This window comes from Polyangium sorediatum (assembly GCF_029946465.1).
Classification (GTDB): Bacteria; Myxococcota_A; Polyangia; order Polyangiales; family Polyangiaceae; genus Polyangium; species Polyangium fumosum.
On the sequence record NZ_JARZHI010000029.1, the window covers coordinates 51443 to 70538 of the forward strand.

A 19096-nucleotide genomic window follows, 5' to 3' on the forward strand; every position below is an offset into this window, starting at 1 on the left:
CCCGTGCCCTACAAGACCAGAACGGTCCTGGCCTGGCTCGTATCCGAACGGCTCATATCCATGCGACGCACGTCGGCCTCCGGCTCATACGGCGGTCGGCAGGGCAGGACCAGGCTCAGATAACGACCGTCCTCTTCGAAGAGCAGCCCCTTGCTCGTCATAAAGGCAATCTCCTGGCCGATGTCGAGCTCGGGCATCGTCTTACGGAGCAGGTCCGCCACCCGATCCGCGCTCATCGGCTTCTCCAGCTCCCGCAGCACGGCCCAGGTCGTGCGCGTGATCGGATACTCCGCGGTATGGCCGGAGCGCGAGTCGCGGATCACGAGATCCTCGCCCTCCTTCCGGACATAGAGCTCCGCCCGGGCCTTCGGGTCGGTGATCGGCCAGCGCTGCTGCCAGACCGCGATGAGGCTACGCATCTCGCTGAACCATTTCGCCAGATAGACGAAATATTCCGATTCGTAGTTCTCATCCCGGAAGAAATAAGCCATGTCCACGATCTTGCTCGGATCGAACGGGTAAATCATCCCGTAATGATCCATCGGTGCGAGCTTCAGGCCGTAGTCCTTCGCGTAGTTGAAATAGGGGCTGAAGCGGTCGAAGCGAACCTGCAAGGCATCGGAGGGGGGCGGCAGGTGCATCAGGAGCGGAATGCATGCGGCATACTTCCGGTAGACTTCCTCCTTTTCCCCCGGCACGCCGATCAGCAGGTTCCAGCTTGCGATGACATCATGCAGCGTGCAGTTCTTGAGCAGCGCGATGCTCTGGAAAGCGGTGGCGCCTTTCTTGAGCAGCCTCAACGTCGAAGTGGCGAGCGCCTCCACCCCGGGCTGGATGACCTTCACCCGCGCATTCGCGAACCTCTGGACGTCCTCTTCCGAGATGCTGGACTTGACCTCGTAGAAGATCTCCATGGACGGTGGCGTCTTCAGGCGCGGCAGCACGTCGCTGATGAATTCCTTGGGAATGATGACATCCACGGTCAGGAGGCGCGACGCCCGGCCTTCATACCGGAACAATTTGTCGAACTCGGCAACCGCCCGGTCCACCGTCATCGCCCGGTAGCCCAGGGTGAGGTCGTTCAGGCCGCAGAAGGTGCAATGCGAGCGCTCGCCCCACCAGCAGCCGCGCGACGTCTCCAGGAGCAGCGTCGGTTTCGCGGGCGCGTCCGGCAATTTGCGCTCGAACTCGTCGAGGTAGGCATCGTAATCCAGCTCGATCGGGTAATCGAGGGGCAGCTCCTCGCCCACCTGCTGCAGAACAGGGCGGTCACTGCCCGCGTGCGTGACCGCGGCCGAGGCCACGTCCACGTCACCGTCCTCGAGGACCTTCACCCGCTTGGAGGGGAAGTAGGAGCCTACCTTGACCAGGCTCTTGGCAAGGACGAGGTTCTTCTCCTTGGCGACGAACAGGTCCAGGTTCTTGCGGGAGATGACGCCGCTGATCTCCTGGCAGCGCTCCGGCTCCCCATCCAGGATGTATTTCACGAATTGCGGAAAGCTCTTGAGCGCCGGGCCGGAGAAGGCAAAGTCGATCTGGGGCGCCTGTTCGACGAGCACGGCCCCCATCGGATATTCGCAGTTCGGGCCGCCCATCACGGTGATCACGTGGGGCGCGCGGGCCTTGATCTTTCGCGCCATCGCCAGGCTCGCCACGTTCTGGATGAAGATCGAGCTGAAGCCAATGAGGTCCGCCTCGTGGAGCCGATACTGCTCGAGCAGCTCATCCAGGAGGCGGTCCAGCTCCTTGCGCATGGGCACGACCTGCGCCATGAGCGCGCTCCGCTCCGGCGTGCGGTGCGGGTAGCAACGGGAAAAATACGCGTCCGCGTTGTCGTCCACCTCGGGAAACGCCATTCCGCGGAAGAGCCAGTCGCCGAGCCCCGTGTGAAGGTGCACCATCGAGTCCTCGATCTCGTGATAGATCGAGCCGATGTGCCGGGCGACGTCGAGGTTCAGATAGCAGTTCTCCACCGAGACACGTTCGCCGAGCTCGCTTTTCACCACCGCTCGAAGCTGGGTGAGCGCGAGCGACGGCAGGTGCTCCGCCGCAAAGGGCATGTTGACCAGCTTGATCTCGTACATCTTCTCGTTCCCTCCCCTCTGCTTCACGTGCATCACAGGTCCCCCTCTTCCTCCGCACCGTCGCCTTGCTTCCCCGCCCCTGAAGCGATGTCCGGTGCCAGCAGATCGCGCGCGAGCGCGGTGGCGCCGAGGCATGTAGCGAGCCCCGCCGGTGTGGGGTGCTCGAAGATCTGCTGCAATGGCAGCCGCACGGAGAACTCCTGATTCACCCTGGCAATCACCTGCGTCGCGTTGAGCGAGTGCCCGCCGAGGTTGAAGAAATCGTCATGCACGCCGACGCGCTCGCAGCCGAGCACCTCCGCGAAGATGGCGACGAGCGCGGCCTCGGTGGGGGTCCGCGGCGCGACGAACACCGGCGCCTCGCTCGCCGCGGGGTCCGGCAGCGCGCTCCGATCCACCTTGCCGCTCGTGGTGATACGCGGGATCGCATCGAGCTCCACGATGCGCGACGGGACCATGTGCTCCGGCAGCGACGCCCGCAGCGCGGCCTCGATCTCCGCGCCGCGCATGGCGCCCGCGGGCACGACATAGCCGATCAGGGACCTGTGGCCGCCCGCCTCGTGCACGATGACCGTCGCGTCCTTCACCACGGGCTGCCGCCGCAGGTGCGCCTCGATTTCCTCGAGTTCGACGCGATAACCGCGAATCTTGACCTGATTGTCGGCGCGTCCGACGAAATCGAGCGAGCCGTCCGGCTGCCAGCGAACCCGATCGCCGGTCCGGTACAGCCTGCGGAACCTCGGCGCGCCGCCGGGTCCGGGCGGCGGCGGCGGCAAGTGATCGAGCTCGACGAATTTCTCTTGGGTTCGTGTGGGTTGATTCAAGTACCCGCGCGCGAGCCCGAACCCGCCCAGGTAAAGCTCCCCGGGCACCCCCACGGGCACGGGATTGCCGAGGGGATCGAGTACGTACGCGGTGCGATTGGCAAGCGGTTTGCCGATCGGGATCCGCGCTGCATCCGGGCCGGGCTCGCGCCGCACCTCGTGCACGGTGGCAGCCACCGTCGCCTCGGTCGGGCCATAACAATTGAAGAGCCGCACCCGGCTCGAAAGATCGGTGCGCCACCACGGCTCGAGCACGTCGGCGGGCATCACGTCTCCGCCAATGACCAGCGTGCGGAGCGGGCTCCAGGCCATGAGCGACGGATCGCGGAGCCACGCGTCCGTGAGGCCCCTCCAATGGGCCCCGCTGGTATCGAGCAGGGTCACGCCGAGCTCCACGAGCTTGCGCGAGAAGCGGAGGGGCTCCATGTCCCATTCGGATACGACGACGCTCGCTCCACAGAGCAGCGCCGGGAAGAGCTGCTCGACCGAAGCGTCGAAATGATAGGATGCGAGCATGAGGACGCGATCCGCGGGCGATAGCTCGTGGATACGCCGGTACGTTTCGCAATGCCCGACCACGGAGCGGTGCTCGATGAGCACGCCCCTGGGCTCCCCCGTCGAGCCGGAGGTGTACATCACGTAGGCGAGGTCGTCTGGCCCGGTGACCGAAGCCGGGGCGCTCGCGGGATGGATATCGAGCGCGTCTGCGTCGAGCAGGACGACCTTCCCCTCGAAGCGCGGCAACGCGTCCGCGAGGCGCGCGCGCGTCAGGAGCACGCTCGCCCGGGTGTCGTCGAGCAGGAAGGCCTTGCGCTCCTCGGGGTAAGCAGGGTCGATGGGAACGTAGGCGCAACCCGCCTTGAGCACGCCCAGCATGGCGACGATCTGCTCGAGCGATCGATCCACGCAGAGCGCCACGAGGGCGCCGCGCCCGGCCCCCAGGGCGCGGAGGTGGTGCGCAAGCCGGTTTGCCCGCTCGTCCAGAGCGCGGTAGGTGAGGCTCCCACGCTCGTCGTCCGGCCCCGCCGCGTCGAAGACGACCGCGGTCGCATCCGGCGTCCGCGCCGCCTGCGCCTCGAAGAGCTCATGGATGCAGCTCGTGTCGGGATATGCGGCCGTGCTCCCGTTCCACGCGACGAGAATGCGGTCCCGCTCCTCCTCCGACAAGATAGGGAGCTCGAGCGCGCGCCGGGTCGGCTCTGCGACCACGGCGGCGAGCAGGTTCTGGAAATGGAGCGCCATACGCTCCATCGCGCCCGCCTCGAACTTGCCCCGGTCATACACCCAGACACACGAGATCTCCCGGCCCTCCTCGATGAGGTCCACCTCGAGATCCATGCGCGACCAGCGCTGCTCGAGGGGAAAGGGCGAGACGCGGAGCCCTGGGAGCGAGAGGCGGCCGTCCGACGCATTCTGCACCGCGAAGAGCACCTGCACGAGCGGGCTCCGGTGGGCGACCCGCTCGACCTGGAGCGCCTCCACGAGCCGTTCGAACGGCAGCTCTTCGTGCTCGAACGCAGTGAGCGTCGTCTCCCGCACACGCGTAAGCAAATCGAGAAACGTGGGCTCGCCCGAGAGATCGGCGCGGAGCACGACCGTGTTCACGAAGTAGCCGATGAGCGACTCGATCCCTTGCTTGTTGCGATTCGCGACCGGCGTGCCGACGAGCACGTCGAGCTGGCCGGTATAACGGGCGAGCAGCACCTGGAAGACGGCCAGGGTGGTCATGAACAGCGACGCACCCGCACCACGGGCGATGCGCCGGAGCCCCTCCGAGACCTCCACGCCCAGGCGGAAGGTCACGGTCCCGGCGCGCTGGCTCGGGCGCGCCGGGCCCGCGGCGGTCTCCACCGCAATCGGGAGATCGAGCAGGGTCGGCGCGCCGGAGAGCCGCTCCCGCCAATGCTCGATCTCGCGGGAGAGCCGCGCGCCCGAGAGCTCCCTGCGCTGCCAGACCGAATGATCGGCGTACTGGAAGGGGAGCTCCGCGAGCGGCGAGGGACGGCCCTCGCGAAACGCGTCATAGAGCGCGTCGAGCTCGCGCGAGAGCACGCCGATCGACCAGCCATCGAACGCGATGTGATGAATCGACAGGAGCAGGACGGCCTCCTCCTCGTCGAGTCGCAGAATGCGACCGCGGAGCAACGCGTCCCGCGAAAGATCGAACACCTCGCCGCCATCGGCCTCGATCCATTGCGTGAGGGCGGCGCGCTTGGCCTCCGGATCGAGCGCGCGCAGATCGGTCACGATCAGCGAAAATGCCCGCGGAGGCGCCGCGATCTGCCGCACCTCGCCGCCCTCCTGGAGGAACGTCGTGCGCAGGCTCTCGTGGCGCCGGACGACCTCGCCGAGCGCCTGCTCGAGCGCGGGCACGTGAAGGCGCCCCTCGATGCGCGCGGCGAACTGACTATGGTAGGCGAGGCCCTGGCCGAGCTTGTCGAGCACCCATAGCTGCTGCTGCGCGAAGGAAGCCGGCAATGGGCCGCCGCGGGGAACGGTCTCGATGGTCGAAGTCGGAAGGGTCGCCGCCTCGCCGCGAAGCAGCGCGCAGAGCTCGGGCTTGCTTCGCTGGAGCTCCGCGATGAGCGCGGGGGTGAGCACGCCGGGCGGCGCGCTCACCCGCAGCTCCGCGCCGTCGAGCCAGAACTTGACGTCCTGGCGTCGGAGATCCTCGAGTAGCTTGACGATACCGCTCATAGAGATATCTCCTCGCGCACGGCCGAGGCTTCCGCGGGGGGTCGCTGCTGGAGCTGCCGCGCGAGCCGCGCCGAGCCAACAAGCTCGGCGAGCTTGCTCACGGTGGGTCGCTCGAAAAGAGCACGCACCGAGATGTGCACCTCCAGCACATCGCGGATTCTGCTGACGATCTGGGTAGCCAGGAGCGAATGGCCGCCGAGCTCGAAGAAATCGGCGTCGATGCCGACGGTGTGCAGGCCGAGCACCTCCTGCCAGATGCGCGCGAGCGCGGCCTCCGTCGGATTGCGTGGCGCGACGCTCGTCGCAGGCGGCGCGCAGAATCCATCGGCCGGCGGCGGCAGGGCCGCGCGATCGACCTTGCCATTCGGAGTCAAGGGGAGCGCGCTCAGCATGACGAACGTCGACGGCACCATGTAATCGGGCAGGCGCGCCATCATGCTTTGCCGCAGCACAGCCGGAAACGTGCGCCGGAGCTTCGCCAGCAGCGGATCATTCGCATGGGCGGCGAGTGGCTTCTGCGTATCCACGTGCCTCGACAGACGCGGCGCGGGAGCACCTTCGCGCACGAAGACCGCATCCATCGTCGTCGAGGTGGGATCCTCGGCACAGCCGATGTCGACGCGATAAGAGAACTCTCGACCGAGCGCCCAGAGGTCCTCCGGATCGACGCCGGCAGGCTCGCCGGCGCACGCTTGCCGGAGCGCACGCACGGTCTCTCGATGATCGGCGGAAAGCCACGCGAGCGCGCGGACCTCGCGCCAAAGACGGGCGTTCGGAATGTTGCGGATGCCCACGACCGCATCCCGCCGCCCCTCGAGGTGCCTCCGCAGATCGGCGACGGACAGCCCGTCCCGCTGATAGTCGCGCCATTCGAACGAGGGCGCATCCGGGCCGCCTTCACGCGACGCTCCGACGCTCAAGAGCACCTGGTACCGGAAGCGGTTGAGCTCGTTGTGGATGCGCCCCCGCTTCAACCGGATGCGTACGTCCTCGATTCCCGGCACGAATCGGGGGAGGGAGAGGAAAAATTCGGGGGCCAGCAAGAGCTCGTCCTCGTCGCGCGCCATCTGCTCGACGCGCGCGGCGATCTCGGCGCGCGTGCGCTCGTCCGGGGCCCGGTGAAGCTCGACCGACGCATGAAGCGCCGACAGCAAGGAGTGGTTGCGCAGATCCCCGAGATAGATGGTGCCGCCGGGCTTCGTCGCGCGAATGGCACCCTCGAGCACGCGGAGCAGGTAATCCACGCTCGGGAAGTACTGCACGACGGAGTTCATCACGACGAGGTCGAACGTGCCCTCCGGGACGCCTTGGAAATCGTCCGCGCCGCGGTGGGAGAGGGACACCCCGGGAAACTCGCCCATCGCGTGCAGCAGCCGCTTCACGTGGGCGAGCGCCTCGGCCGAGTAATCGGTGCCGAGGTACGCCTCGCATTCGGGCGCGATCCGGGCGAGGAGGAGCCCCGACCCACAACCAATCTCCAGCACGCGCTCGGGCCGGAGGGCGCGCAGATCGGCGATCGTCCCTTCGAGCCACTCCGTCATCTCCGGGGCGGGTATGGCCTCACCGGTATAACTCGAATTCCACCCCGTGAAGCCGAAGTCCGCCGAGCCATCCTCCGTCCCCTGACCATATGCCTCCGCGTAGAGGCGCTGCCAATCCTTCACGTGCTCGATCTGCGCGGCTTCGTCGCGGCTGCGGGGGACGACGTAGGCGACGACGCGTTTGTCGCCGGGCCTGTCCTCTCGCAAGACGACCGACGCCTCCTTCACCTGGGGCTCGTCACAGAGCGCCGCCTCGATCTCGCCAAGCTCGATGCGGAAGCCGCGGACCTTGACCTGATGATCGATGCGACCCAAGAAATCGAGATTGCCGTCGGCGCGCAGGCGCCCGAGATCGCCCGTCCTGTATACCCGCCCCTTCGCGAAGGGATTATCGATGAATTTCTCCCGCGTGAGGTCGGGCCGGTTCAGGTAACCTCGCCCCACGCCCACGCCGCCGATCCATACCTCCCCCGCGACGCCGATCGGCGCCGGGTTGCCCCGTCGATCCACGACGTAGATTCGTATGTTCGGGATGGGTCGCCCCACCGGCAGCGTCCGCGTGGGATCGTCGCAGAACGCCGTCGTCGACCACACGGACGCCTCCGTGGCGCCGTAGAGATTGACGAACCGTCGCCCCTTTCCCCATTGCCGGAACAGCTCCGGCGGGCACGTCTCGCCAGCGACCTGGATCATGTGGACATCGGGCAGCTCGGCCGGAGGGAGGGCGGCGAGCGTCGAGGGCGTCATGGCCATCATCGTGATGCGATGCCGGGACAGGAAATCGAGCATGACCTGCCCCGGCGCGAGCGTGTCGACCGAGCCGGTGTGGAGCGAGGCGCCGACGCGGAGGGCCATCCAGATCTCGTAGGTGGACGCGTCGAAGCTCGGGGATGCGAACTGCAGGACGCGGTCGCGCTCCGTCAGGCCGAACTGTCGGACCTGCGCCTCGGTGCAATTGACGAGCCCACGATGATCGAGGAGCGCTCCCTTCGGCGTCCCGGTGGATCCAGACGTGTAGATGACGTACGCGAGGTCGTCCGGGCCGACGTTGCTCTTCGGGTCGTCGGCGTTCGCCGATGCAATGGCCGCATGATCGCGGTCCAGGCAGACGCTCCGGGCGTCGGAGCGCGGCAGACCCAGGGCGAACCGCTCCTCGGTGAGGATGACGGGCGGCCGCGCGTCCGACAGCATGAACGCGAGGCGGGCGTGGGGGTAATTCGGATCCAGCGGCAGGTAGGCGCCCCCTGCCTTCAGGATCCCGAGCATCCCGATCACCATGTTCGCCGAGCGCTCCAGGCACAAACCGACGATGGTCCCGGAGGTGATGCCCATGCTCCGCAGGTGGTGCGCGACGCGATTGGCGCGCGCGTTCAGCTCGCGGTAGGTGAGGCGTGTCTCGGCGTGCCCCTCGTCGAAGACCAGCGCGACGCGGTCCGGGACACGCCGACATTGCTCCTGGAAGAGCTCGTGAATGCAGCGGTCCTCCGGGACATCGGCGGCCGTGTCGTTCCATTCGACGAGGATCTGGCGTCGCTCCTCGTCCGTGAGCAAGGCGAGTTCGGAGGCCCGCCCCTCGGGATGGGCGACGATGCTGCGCAGGAGCGTGCGAAACTGCGTGTTCATCCGCTCGATCGTGTCGTGGTCGAAGAGATCGGCGTCGTAGAGCCAATAGCCGACCACCTCGTCGCCGCGCTCGAAGAGGTGCACCTCGATATCCGCGCGATTGATGTGCACGTCGATGGGGAGCTCACGGACGTGGAGTCCCGGCAGCGCGAGGTCGCCCATCGACGCGGGTTGCAGCGCGAAGATGACCTGAACGAGCGGGTTATGGCTCAGCACGCGCTCCGGCTTCAGCTCGTCGACGAGCCAGTCGAACGGCAGGAGCTGGTTGGCATACGCGTCCTGCGTCGTGGCCTTCACCTGGACGAGCAGCTCGAGGAACGTCGGATCCCTGGAAAAATCGGCCCGGAGCGCCAGCGTGTTGACGAAGAAACCGATCAGGGGTTCCAGCTCCTGCCGGAAGCGGTTCGCGATCGGCGCGCCGACGACCAGATCGTCTTGACCGCTATGGCGATGAAGGAGGATCTCGAAGGCCGCTAGCAGCGCCATGAAGAGGGTCGCGTCCGCTCCCCGGCCGAACTCCCGGAGGCCTCGGACGGTCTCCGCGTCGATATGGCAATCCGCGCGACTCCCGCGGAACCTCTGGATGGGAGGACGCGGGCGATCCGTCGGCAGCCGCAGGAGCCCGGGCGCGCCCTCGAGCTGCTTCTTCCAGTAGGACGCCTCCGCCGTCAATGCGCCGAGGTTCATCCAATTGCGCTGCCAGACGGCGAAATCCGCATATTGAATGGGCAGTGCCGGGAGCTTGACGCCGTCCCCCTCGAGGAAGGTCGAATAGAGCGCGCCGAGCTCGCGCGTCAGCACGCGGTACGACCACCCGTCCGACACGATATGGTGCATCGTCAGGAGCAGGACATGATCGCGCGACGCGGCTCCCGGTTCGCCGAGCACGAGCAGCGTGGCGCGCAGCATGAGATCGCGGCGGAGATCGAAGAGGCGCGTAGCCTCCTCTCGCGAGAGCCGATCGATCTCGCGCTCCTGCACGTCGCCGGGCAGGTGACGCAGATCGACGAGGGGGACGGAGAGCGCGGCCGCGTCGTCGACGCGCTGGTATGGCAGTCCATTCGCGGCATCGAACGTCGTCCGCAGGCTCTCATGGCGCCGGACGATCTCGCCGAGCGCGGATCGCAGCGCCACGATGTCGAGGTCGCCTGCGATCCGTAAAGCAGAGAAGTTGTTGTAGGCCGATGCGGCGCCGAGCTCGTCCAGGAACCAGAGGCGCTGCTGCGCCAAGGAGAGCGGGATCTCGCGCGGCCGCTCCTGGGGCTTGATCACGAGGATATCGTCCGCTGTCGAGGGCGCCCTCGCGCCGGCGTCGCCGCGGTCGCGGAGGGTCTCGAGGTACGCGGCCAGCGCGGCGGCCGTCCTGTGCTCGAACAGGACATCGAGGGCCAGGATGTCTCCGATCTCCGGCTGGAGCCTGTTCAACACGATGACGGCGCCGAGGGAGTTGCCGCCCAGCGTGAAGAAGTCGTCGTGCATGCCCACATACGCGACGCCGAGCGCCTCGGCGAACAGCTCGGCGACCGTGGCTTCGAGGCGCGTGCGGGGCTCCTCGCCCGCGGCGCTCGAAGGAGGCGGCTGATTGCGGCGACGTACGGCCGCGAGGATATCGTCGACCGACGACAGCTCACGCGCGATCTCCTCGAGGACGCGCGCGGAATCTCCTCCCCTCTCTGGCGCTGCGGCGGGCGCTCCACGATCGTCTGCTTGCGGGGAGCCATCGTCCGACGCGCCCGGCTCGAAGGCGAGGACAGCGAGCGCCGAGGCCTGGCATCGCGACGTCCACGACCCATCGCCGCCGTCGATCGTCTCCCCGCGCAGGCTCTCCACGAAATCGCGCGCGGGCTGGTTCTTTTTCGTGGGCTGGAAGCGGACGTCGATCCCGTTGATCCCACGCGCGGCGGCGAGCGCGCCCAGGTGCCGGAGGACATGGTGCTCGACGCCACGACCGAGCACCCGGCAGCTCAGGAGGAACGTGTCGACCACGATGGTTTCGCCCTGCTGCCCGAAGAGAAGCAGGCCGACCAGCCCGTACGCGCCGAAGCGGTCCGTGACCGTGATGGTCCGGCCCTCGAGCGCGCCGGAACTGCAAAGCGCCTGGATCTCGGCCTCGCTGCGCCGGATCGTCGTCGTGTTGAACTGGTTCGTGCGCTGGGTGAGCTGCGCTGCGCGCGGCAATTGCCCCGGATCGAGGAGGGCGATGTCGATCTCGAGCTCGAGGCCGGCGAGGAAATCGGCAAACGTGAACGCGCTCTCGCGAAAGCTCGAGCGCTGCATGTCCTGCTGGTAGAGCTCCGTCCGCCGCCGGTCCTCCTCCGTGACCGCGAGCTGATCGAACGCCCATACCTGCCCGAGGAACGACGGGATGCGGCTCGCGTCCGAGGGAAGCTCGAGCGTGAGCACCTCGGGGCAGTGCGCCCTCATCTCCATGCATTCGACCGGGTTGTCGTCAATGAAGATGAAGCTGTCGAGGCCGAGGCCGAGCTCGCGCGCGAGGTCGCGCACGTTCTCCGACTTGGGTCGCCAGTTGATGCGGGAGGCCACGAGGTGGCGGCGCTCCAGCGGCATGTCGCGACGCTCGGTGAAGACGGCGAGGACGTCCTCTTCCTGGTTCTTGCTGCACAAGCAAACGAGCTTGCCCCTGGCTTGCTGTGCGACGACGAACTCCTGGAGCGCGCGTCGCGGGGCATCGACGACCACGCCGAGCGGCCCGTCCTCGCCCACGACGCCGTGCCACAAGGTCTGATCGCAGTCGAGCACGATGACCTTGTGCGGCGGACGCTCGAGCACGCGGAGCTTGCGGGCGATCATCGTCCCGAGCGCGCAGTAGAAGGACCGCGTGTAGGGGACGTGCCCGTTCGTCTCCCCGATGGGATCGTACCAGTCCTCGACGGGGTAGGCCGCGAAGAGCTCGTGGCTCGTTACGACGTGCACGCCGTCCATCGCGCCGAGGGCAGCGGCGAGCGTCGACTCCGCCTTCGCGAGCAGGGAGCGCCTTCCAGCGTCGGCCGAGGGGTTGCCCGGGCAAAACATGACCAGGTGCGGAACCCGGTGCGGTCGGGTCTCCAGGGCGTGCTTGAGCTCCTCAGCGGTGCGGGCGAGGCGTTCCTCGGGCGGCTCGGGGGACCCGCCCTCGGCGAGCCAGTCCTCGAGCCGCAGGAGGACAACGTTCTCGCCTCGGCCATTCCGGGCAAACGCGCTCGTAGGGTCGAGGAGCTCCTGGAAGATCTGGTTGTACGGCGCGAAGTGGATCTCGGCCGCGACGCCGAGCTTCGAAAGCCAGAAGGCCAGGATGTCGCCCACCGGCTCGCTCGTGAATGTGCCAGCAACGATGACCGTGGAGCCTGGCTGAACCTGAACTGCCGTATCGCCCATACCTGGGTGCACCTTCTCGCTTGGTCGGATACCAGCAAGGGATGTGCCGCACGTCTGCGTTCGAGACGCATGCGTACCCAGGCAGCGATGAAGGGCAGGATTGCCTCGGTGCGGGGTGGATGGATCAATCGATCCACATGGATCAGTTGATCATCCGCGCAAAGGATCAACTGATCCTCCGCGCGTGTCCGGGCAAACGCTGTCACCTCCCATTGACGTGCGCGCGCTACGCGGCACGATGGGCGCCTCACGATGAGGACCCTTCGATTCACCCCCGCGCATCTCGCCGCGTTCAGCGACGCGAGCCACGATCGCAACCCGCTCCATCTCTCGGAGGATCACGCACGAAAAGCGCCGTTTGGCGAGCGCGTCGTCTTCGGGGTGCTCTCGGGGCTGGCCGCGCTCGCCGAGCTGCCGGCGCGGGAGGATCGCGCTGTCTCCTCCATTCAGCTCGATTTCGTCAGCGCGGCGGTCCTCGACGTCACCTACACGGCGCGTGCCGAGGAGTCGGGCCCGGAGCGCGCGATGGCATTCGTGCTCGACGGGCGGCGCCCGCTGCTCAATGCGAGCATCCGGACCAGACCCGCGACGGCGCTCCCCCACGCCGATCCCCCCGCAAGCAGCTCACCCGCGCGCGCCGAGCCGGTGCGGCTCGGGGCGGGCGACATGCACCAGGGGAGGACGGTACGAGGCACGTACGCCCCCTCGTGGGAAGCGCTGCACCGCCTCTCGGCGCTCCTCGGCCTGCGCCCGCCGCTCGCCGATGCGATGACCCTCGCCGTGCTCCTCTGGTCGAGCTACCTGGTCGGAATGGAGCTCCCGGGAGAGCGCGCGCTCTTCGCGGGCTTACTCGTCGAATACACGGGCGCTCCCGTCGCACCCGGGCCCTTTGCGTACGAGGCGCGCATCACCGGGACGACGCCGCGCGGCGCGCACCGGATCGCAGCGACGCTCCACGCTGGAGGCGTCCGGATCGCCGACGTGACGCTCGATGTCGTCGTGCGCGAGGACTCGCCGGTCGCGAGCGTCGCCGACGTCGAACGGTATGTCGGGCGCGACGAGACGATGGCAGGAAAAACGGCGCTCGTGACGGGCGGCAGCCGCGGGCTCGGCGCCGCGCTGGTCCAAGGGCTCGCGCTCAAGGGAGCGACGGTCGTCGCGACCTATCTGCGCAGCAGCGACGAGGCCACGCGTCTGCAAGAAGCGCTCGCGGGCGCTCCGGGCCGCTTGCGCTTCGTGCAGGGAGATGCCGGCGACCCGGATTTCTGGCGCGCGACGCATGCAGCGATCCAGCGTGATCACGGGCGCCTGGACATCCTCGTCTGCAATGCCTCGCCGCCCATTCAGCCCTCCTGGCTCGAGACCTCCGCCGTCACGCGCGTGAACGACTTCATCACGAAGAGCGTGGCCATGGTGAGCTGCCCCATGGCTGCGCTGCTTCCCATGCTCCAGCAAGCGAAGGGGTGGCTCACGCTCGTCTCGTCGCAGTACGTCGAGGCTCTCCCCGCCGACTTTCCCCATTACAATGCGGCCAAGGCAGCGGCGGAGGCGCTCGTCCGGACAGCGGTGGGCGAGTATCGCATGGTGAGCGGGCTCGTCGTGCGGCCGCCGAAGCTGCTCACCGATCAGACGAACACGCCGCTCGGCAAGCGGGGCGCGCTCGCCGTCGAACGTGTTGCCGCTTCGACCGTCGCTCGCCTCGGCGGCCCCGCGTGCTCCGGCAAGATCGAGGTCGTGAGCGCATTTTCTTGACGACACGGCATCGCGTGGCCCTCGACACACGCGGCCACTTTTGCCATCGTCCGGCGGACGCGCGTCATGCCGCACCTGATCGTTTACGAGCCTGGACAGGGTCCCGTCGCCGTCCCTCTCGATGAAAGCCTCATCGTCGGCCGTGACGCGCAATGTGATTTGCTGCTTGGCCATCAGCCTGTGTCGCGCCAGCATGCGCATTTCGAGCACGGCCCCGACGGCTTCACGGTGCGCGATCTCGGCTCGGCCAACGGCACGTTCGTCAACGGCGTGCGCATCGAGGAGAGCAAGCTCCTCGACGGCCACCACATCCACATCGGCCCCGTGACGCTCGTCTTCCAGGCGCAGGAAGCGCCGGAGATCATCTATGCCCAGCCCGCGCTGAGCGAGGCGACGATCGAGCTCGGTCCACCCAACAAGCGCCTCACCTTGCTCTACGCACTGACGCGTACGATCGGCGCCCTCGACGAGCCGGATGTCGTCATCGGCCGCATGCTCGAGGCGATCCTCCAGCTCGCCGGCGGCGAACGGGCCATGGTGGCGCTCGGGGACGGAGCCGACGGCGCTCCCCATCGGCGGCTCACGCGGGGCCGGAGCGACAGCTCGCTCACGGATGAGATCGTCGTGAGCCGCACCATCATGCACGCGCTGGTCGTGCGCCGCGAGTCTGTCATCGTCCGCGACGGCCGCACCCGCGACGCGCCGCGAACGCTCGCACGGCAGGGCATCCTGTCCGCCATGGGCGCGCCGCTCGAGGTCGCAGGCCGCGTGCTGGGCTTCCTGTACGTCGACGATCGCAGCCGCGAGGAGCGTTTCGGGACCGAGGACCTCGACTTCCTCAACGCCCTCGCGCGGCTGCTCGCAGCGGCGCTCGACGCCGCGGAGCGCTACCAGCGGGCGCGCGTGCTGGCGGAGGCGACCTCGGGGCATGGGCCGCTCCACGACATCGTCGGCCAGAGCTCCGCCATCCAGAAGCTGCGGGTGCAGGTCGCGAGGTGCGCCGCGGCCCAGGGAGCGCACGTGCTCATCCGGGGCGAGAGCGGGACGGGCAAGGAGCTGGTGGCCAGGGCGCTGCACGTCGCGTCGCCGCGGTCGCAGCGGCCCCTCATCGCCGTCAACTGCGCGGCCATCCCAGACACGATGCTCGAGGGCGCGCTCTTCGGGTACGAGAAAGGCGCGTTCACCGGCGCGGTGCAGAGCAGGCGGGGCCAGTTCGTCCTCGCGCACCAGGGGACACTGTTGCTCGACGAGATCGGCGATCTGAGCCTGTCGGCCCAGGCCAAGGTGCTGCGCGTGTTGCAGGAGGGCGAGCTCTTGCCGCTCGGCGCCGAGGTGCCGCTGCACGTCGATGTGCGTGTGCTCGCTGCGACGCACAAGGACCTGCGGCGGGAGATCGCGGAAGGGCGGTTCCGCGAGGATCTTTACTATCGGCTGAACGTCCTCCAGATCGATGTGCCGCCCCTGCGGGAGCGGGACGCCGACATCACGCTGCTCGCGCAGACGTTCCTGGAGGCGGCGGCGCTCAACTTGGGCAAGCGGCTCACGGGCTTCTCACCGGGCGCGCTCGCTGCCCTCACGGCCTACGCCTGGCCGGGCAACGTGCGCGAACTGAAAAACGAGGTGGAGCGCGCGGTCATCCATGCGGAAGGCCCGTCGGTCGAACTGGACGATCTGAGCGTCGCGGTCGGCCGAGCGCTCGTGTCGCTTGGCTCCCCTGCGACCGAACGCCCGGACGGCTCCCTTGCGTCGCGCTTCGCGGCGCTCGAGCCGACGGAGCGGGCGTTGGTGGAAGAGGCCCTCGCCGCGGCACGAGGCAACATCGCCGAGGCGGCGCGGCTGCTCGGGATCACGCGCATCATGATGCGTCGGCGCGTGGAGCGGTTCAGCCTACGTGGGCGGGACAGCTAAAATACACTTTTCCGTCTACGAAGCGATTTGGTAACGCATCGTTTCACACCTGATGTTACGAAACGGAAGGAGCCAACGAGCCGCAGACGGCGTCCTGCTGGCCGAGACCCTCGACGTCTTGGTGGACGATACGCTGCCCGCGCCGACGACCACGTCTCCGGTCGCCATGCCGCCCCCACGGCGGGGCGTGCCTTTCGCGCTGCACGCCCAGTACGAGGACATCGAGCTCGTCGGCACGGGGGGCATGGGCAACGTCTTCCGCGCTCGCGACAAACGCCTCGGGCGCATGGTGGCGATCAAGCTGCTCAAAAAAGACGCTCCGGCAGCGCGGGTTTCGTTCCTCTCGGAGGCACGCGCGCAGGCGCGCATCGAGCACGAGAACGTGTGCCGTGTCTACGAGGTGGGTGAAGCCGACGGTGAGCCATTCATCGCGATGCAGTTCATCGCGGGCGAGCCGCTCTCGCGCGCGCAGGCGCGCATGACGACGGCGCAGAAGGTCGAGGTGATGTGCGCCGTGGCGAGCGCCGTGCACGAGGCGCACAGGCAAGGGCTCGTCCACGGCGACATCAAGCCAGGCAACATCCTCGTCGAGGCGCGGCCGGACGGCTCGTTCAAACCCTACGTCGTGGACTTCGGCCTCGCGCACGAGGTCTCGAGCTGGGACCCGGCTGCTCGAGGCGCAGCCATGGGCACCCCCGCATACATGGCGCCCGAGCAGGTGACCCGAGACCCGCGCGCCGCCGAGCCACGCACCGACGTCTACGGCCTGGGCGCGACGCTCTACGACGTGCTCGCAGGCCGGCCGCCCTACGTCGATGACGACCCTTGGAACATCGTCCTTCGGCTCGCCAAGGAGGATCCCGAGCCGCTCGGGGCCGTCGTGAAGGGCGTGCCGCTCGAGCTCGCGGCCATCGTGATGCGGTGCCTCGCGCGTGAGCCCTCGCAGCGATATGAATCTGCGGGCGCGCTCGCAGAGGACCTGGGGCGGTTTCTCGAAGGCGAGCCGATCGCGGCGCAGCGCCGGGCGCCCGGCTTGGGGCTGCGCTGGATGCTGCGCAAGAACAGGAGTGCCGTGCGCCTCGTCGCGGCGTTGCTCGTCGTTGCGTTCGCGCTGACCTTCGCGTGGGTGAAGCAGGAGCGCGCGGTCGCCGAGCAAGTACGGCTCACGCAGGAGATGGGCCGCGTCGCCATGGGCATGGAGCTGCTCATGCGCAGCGCCTATCAGATGCCCCTGCACGACGTCGGGCGGGAGCGCGCGCTCGTGCGCCGTGAGATCGAGGCCATCGAGCGCCGCATGACCGCGGCCTCCCCGATGAGCGCGGGTCCCGGCCACTACGCGCTTGGCCGCGGCTACCTTGCGCTCGGCGAGCCCGAAGCGGCCTACCAGCACCTCGAGCGCGCGAAGGCCGCCGGGTACGCGCCGCCCGAACTCGATTACGTGCTGGGGACCAGTCTGCTCGAGCTCTACGTGATGCACGACGGCGGCCTCGTCCGCAGCTCGAGCGAGTCGGAGCGCGACGCGCGACGCGCGGACATCATCGAGCGTTACAAGAAGCCTGCGCTCGCGTATCTGCGCGCTGTCTTACCCGCGCGCATCGAGGCGCCGGCCTACGCCGAAGGGCTCGTGGCGTTCTACGAGGGGCGATACGAGGAGACGATCGCGAAGGCGCGCGCGGCGTTCGCGGAAGCGCCGCTGCTTTACGAGGCGAAGAAGCTCGAGGGCGACGCGCTCGCGGAGCTCGCCTTGCGCGCGTGGACGGGCGGCGCGCCCGACTGGTGGACGACCATGACCGGGTACCTCGATGGAGCGGTGGACGCCTATCGCGTCGCGGAGGACATCGCGCGCAGCGATCCACGCGTGCTCGAGGCGGCCTGCAGCGTCCACACGCGCGCCATGTTCGCGACGAGTTACAAGGGGGAATCGCCGCGCCCCTGGTTCGAGCGAGGGAGAGCCGTGTGCGACCGGCTCCTGCTCGCGGACGGCGGGAGCACGAAGGCGCGGCTCGTGGGCGCAGAGCTGCGCGCGCTTTACGCGTATGCCGTGGCGTCGCGGATGCGCGCGGACGAGCGCCCAGCCGAGGCCATCGAGGAAGCCGTCCGTTACGGGGAGGAGGCGCTCGATGCGAGCGGCGCGAACCTCCGCGCGTACATGGTGCTCGGCACGGCGCTCCGCGCGAAGTGCCTCTACCTCGGGGCGCGCGGCCAGGACGCTCGCGCGGCCCTCGAGCGCGCAAGTACCATTTACCAGGAGGGAGCGCGCGAGTTCCCGCGCAGCGAGGTGATGCCCGACTCCGCCGCGGTCGTGTACGTAATGCAGGCCGAGCAGGAGCGCTGGCGCGGCGTCGACGTCGAGGCCACGGTGCGCGAGGGTCTCGGCATCCTCGACCGCGTGGATGCGCTCGGCGCAACCACCGCGATGACACACCACAAGCGCAGCGTGCTGCGCCTCGCTCGCGCCGAGCAGCTCGTCGACCAGGGCCGCTCGCCGGCCGCCGTCGTGGAGGCGCTGCTCGCGGACGTGCAGGCCGGCGCGGCGCTGAACCCCGCGTGGCAAGGGTTCGCCGAGGCGCGGGTGGCCGCGCACGGCCTCATGGCACGGTATGCGCTCGCCTCGGGGGCGGATCCGCGCGACGCCCTCGAGAAGGGCGCGCTGGCCCTTTCGGAACTACGCAAAAAGGACGGCGAGAGCGACGAGGCGCACACGTATCGGGGCCTCTGGGCCATGCTCGAGGCGCAGTCCAGGCTCCAGAGGAAGCTCGATCCCAGCGCGGCGCTCGTGGAGGCCCGGTCGGGCTACCGCGCTGCCGTGGCGGCGGTCCCCTGGACGTTGTCGCATGCCCTCGGCCTCGCGAGGGTGGAGTTGCTCGCGGCGCGTTTCGCCGTCTCGCGCCGGCGCGGGGCGGGGGCGATGTTCGAGGCCGCGCGCGCTCCGCTCTTGCCGTGGATCTCCGATTCGGTCGTAGATCCGGAGGTGCACGCGCTCCTCGCCGAGTCGCGCGCCCTCGCCGCCGAGTGGCGCGCAGGCCTGGGCGAGCCGGCCGAGGATGACGTGACGCAGGGCCTCGCGATGGCCGGCCGTGCACTCGCCCTGAACCCTCGCCACGCGCGCGCCCTGGTCATGCGCGGGCGTTTGTTGCTCGTTCGAGGGCGCGCGGAGCAGCAGGCGGCGGCGCGCGTCGAGGCCGCGAAGGACGCGGGCGAGGCGCTCCTCGCCGCGTTCCGGGAAAACCCGCTCCTCGCGTCGGAGCACGGCGCCGCGCTGGAGGAGGCGCGTAAGCTGCGCTGAAGGGCG

Annotated in this window: 6 protein-coding genes; 3 read left to right on the plus strand and 3 right to left on the minus strand. The window is 68.5% G+C overall.

The features are described from left to right. Nucleotides 1–8: 8 nt before the first annotated feature. Genes QHF89_RS28060 through QHF89_RS28070 form a run of 3 tightly spaced genes read right to left on the minus strand, consistent with a single transcriptional unit; the run spans nucleotide 9 to nucleotide 12144 of the window. Complete coding sequence (locus QHF89_RS28060) at nucleotides 9–2111, minus strand: RiPP maturation radical SAM C-methyltransferase (RefSeq protein ID WP_284721019.1); 2103 nt, start codon at nucleotides 2109–2111, stop codon at nucleotides 9–11. A 5-nt stretch (nucleotides 2112–2116) separates the two neighbouring features. Beyond that, on the minus strand, nucleotides 2117–5605 hold the full coding sequence (locus QHF89_RS28065) for a non-ribosomal peptide synthetase (RefSeq protein WP_136970799.1): 3489 nt from the start codon (nucleotides 5603–5605) through the stop codon (nucleotides 2117–2119). Continuing rightward, nucleotides 5602–12144: a non-ribosomal peptide synthetase gene (locus tag QHF89_RS28070; protein WP_136970800.1), complete on the minus strand. Its 6543-nt coding sequence runs from the start codon at nucleotides 12142–12144 to the stop codon at nucleotides 5602–5604. The genes QHF89_RS28065 and QHF89_RS28070 overlap by 4 nt, the downstream gene beginning before the upstream one ends. Before the next feature lie 252 nt (nucleotides 12145–12396). Here QHF89_RS28070 and QHF89_RS28075 point away from each other — a divergent pair, with 252 nt between their 5' ends. The 3 genes from QHF89_RS28075 (at nucleotide 12397) to QHF89_RS28085 (ending at nucleotide 19090) form a co-directional block, all read left to right on the plus strand. Then, a complete protein-coding gene (locus QHF89_RS28075; protein WP_136970801.1) occupies nucleotides 12397–13896 on the plus strand; it encodes an SDR family NAD(P)-dependent oxidoreductase in 1500 nt (499 codons plus the stop codon). A 66-nt stretch (nucleotides 13897–13962) separates the two neighbouring features. After that, entirely contained in the window at nucleotides 13963–15804 is a 1842-nt protein-coding gene (locus QHF89_RS28080; protein WP_136970802.1) for a sigma 54-interacting transcriptional regulator, read from the plus strand. Nucleotides 15805–15925: 121 nt separating this feature from the next. Then, nucleotides 15926–19090, plus strand: coding sequence for a protein kinase domain-containing protein (locus tag QHF89_RS28085; protein WP_284721031.1), 3165 nt, complete (start codon nucleotides 15926–15928; stop codon nucleotides 19088–19090). Nucleotides 19091–19096 lie beyond the last annotated feature (6 nt).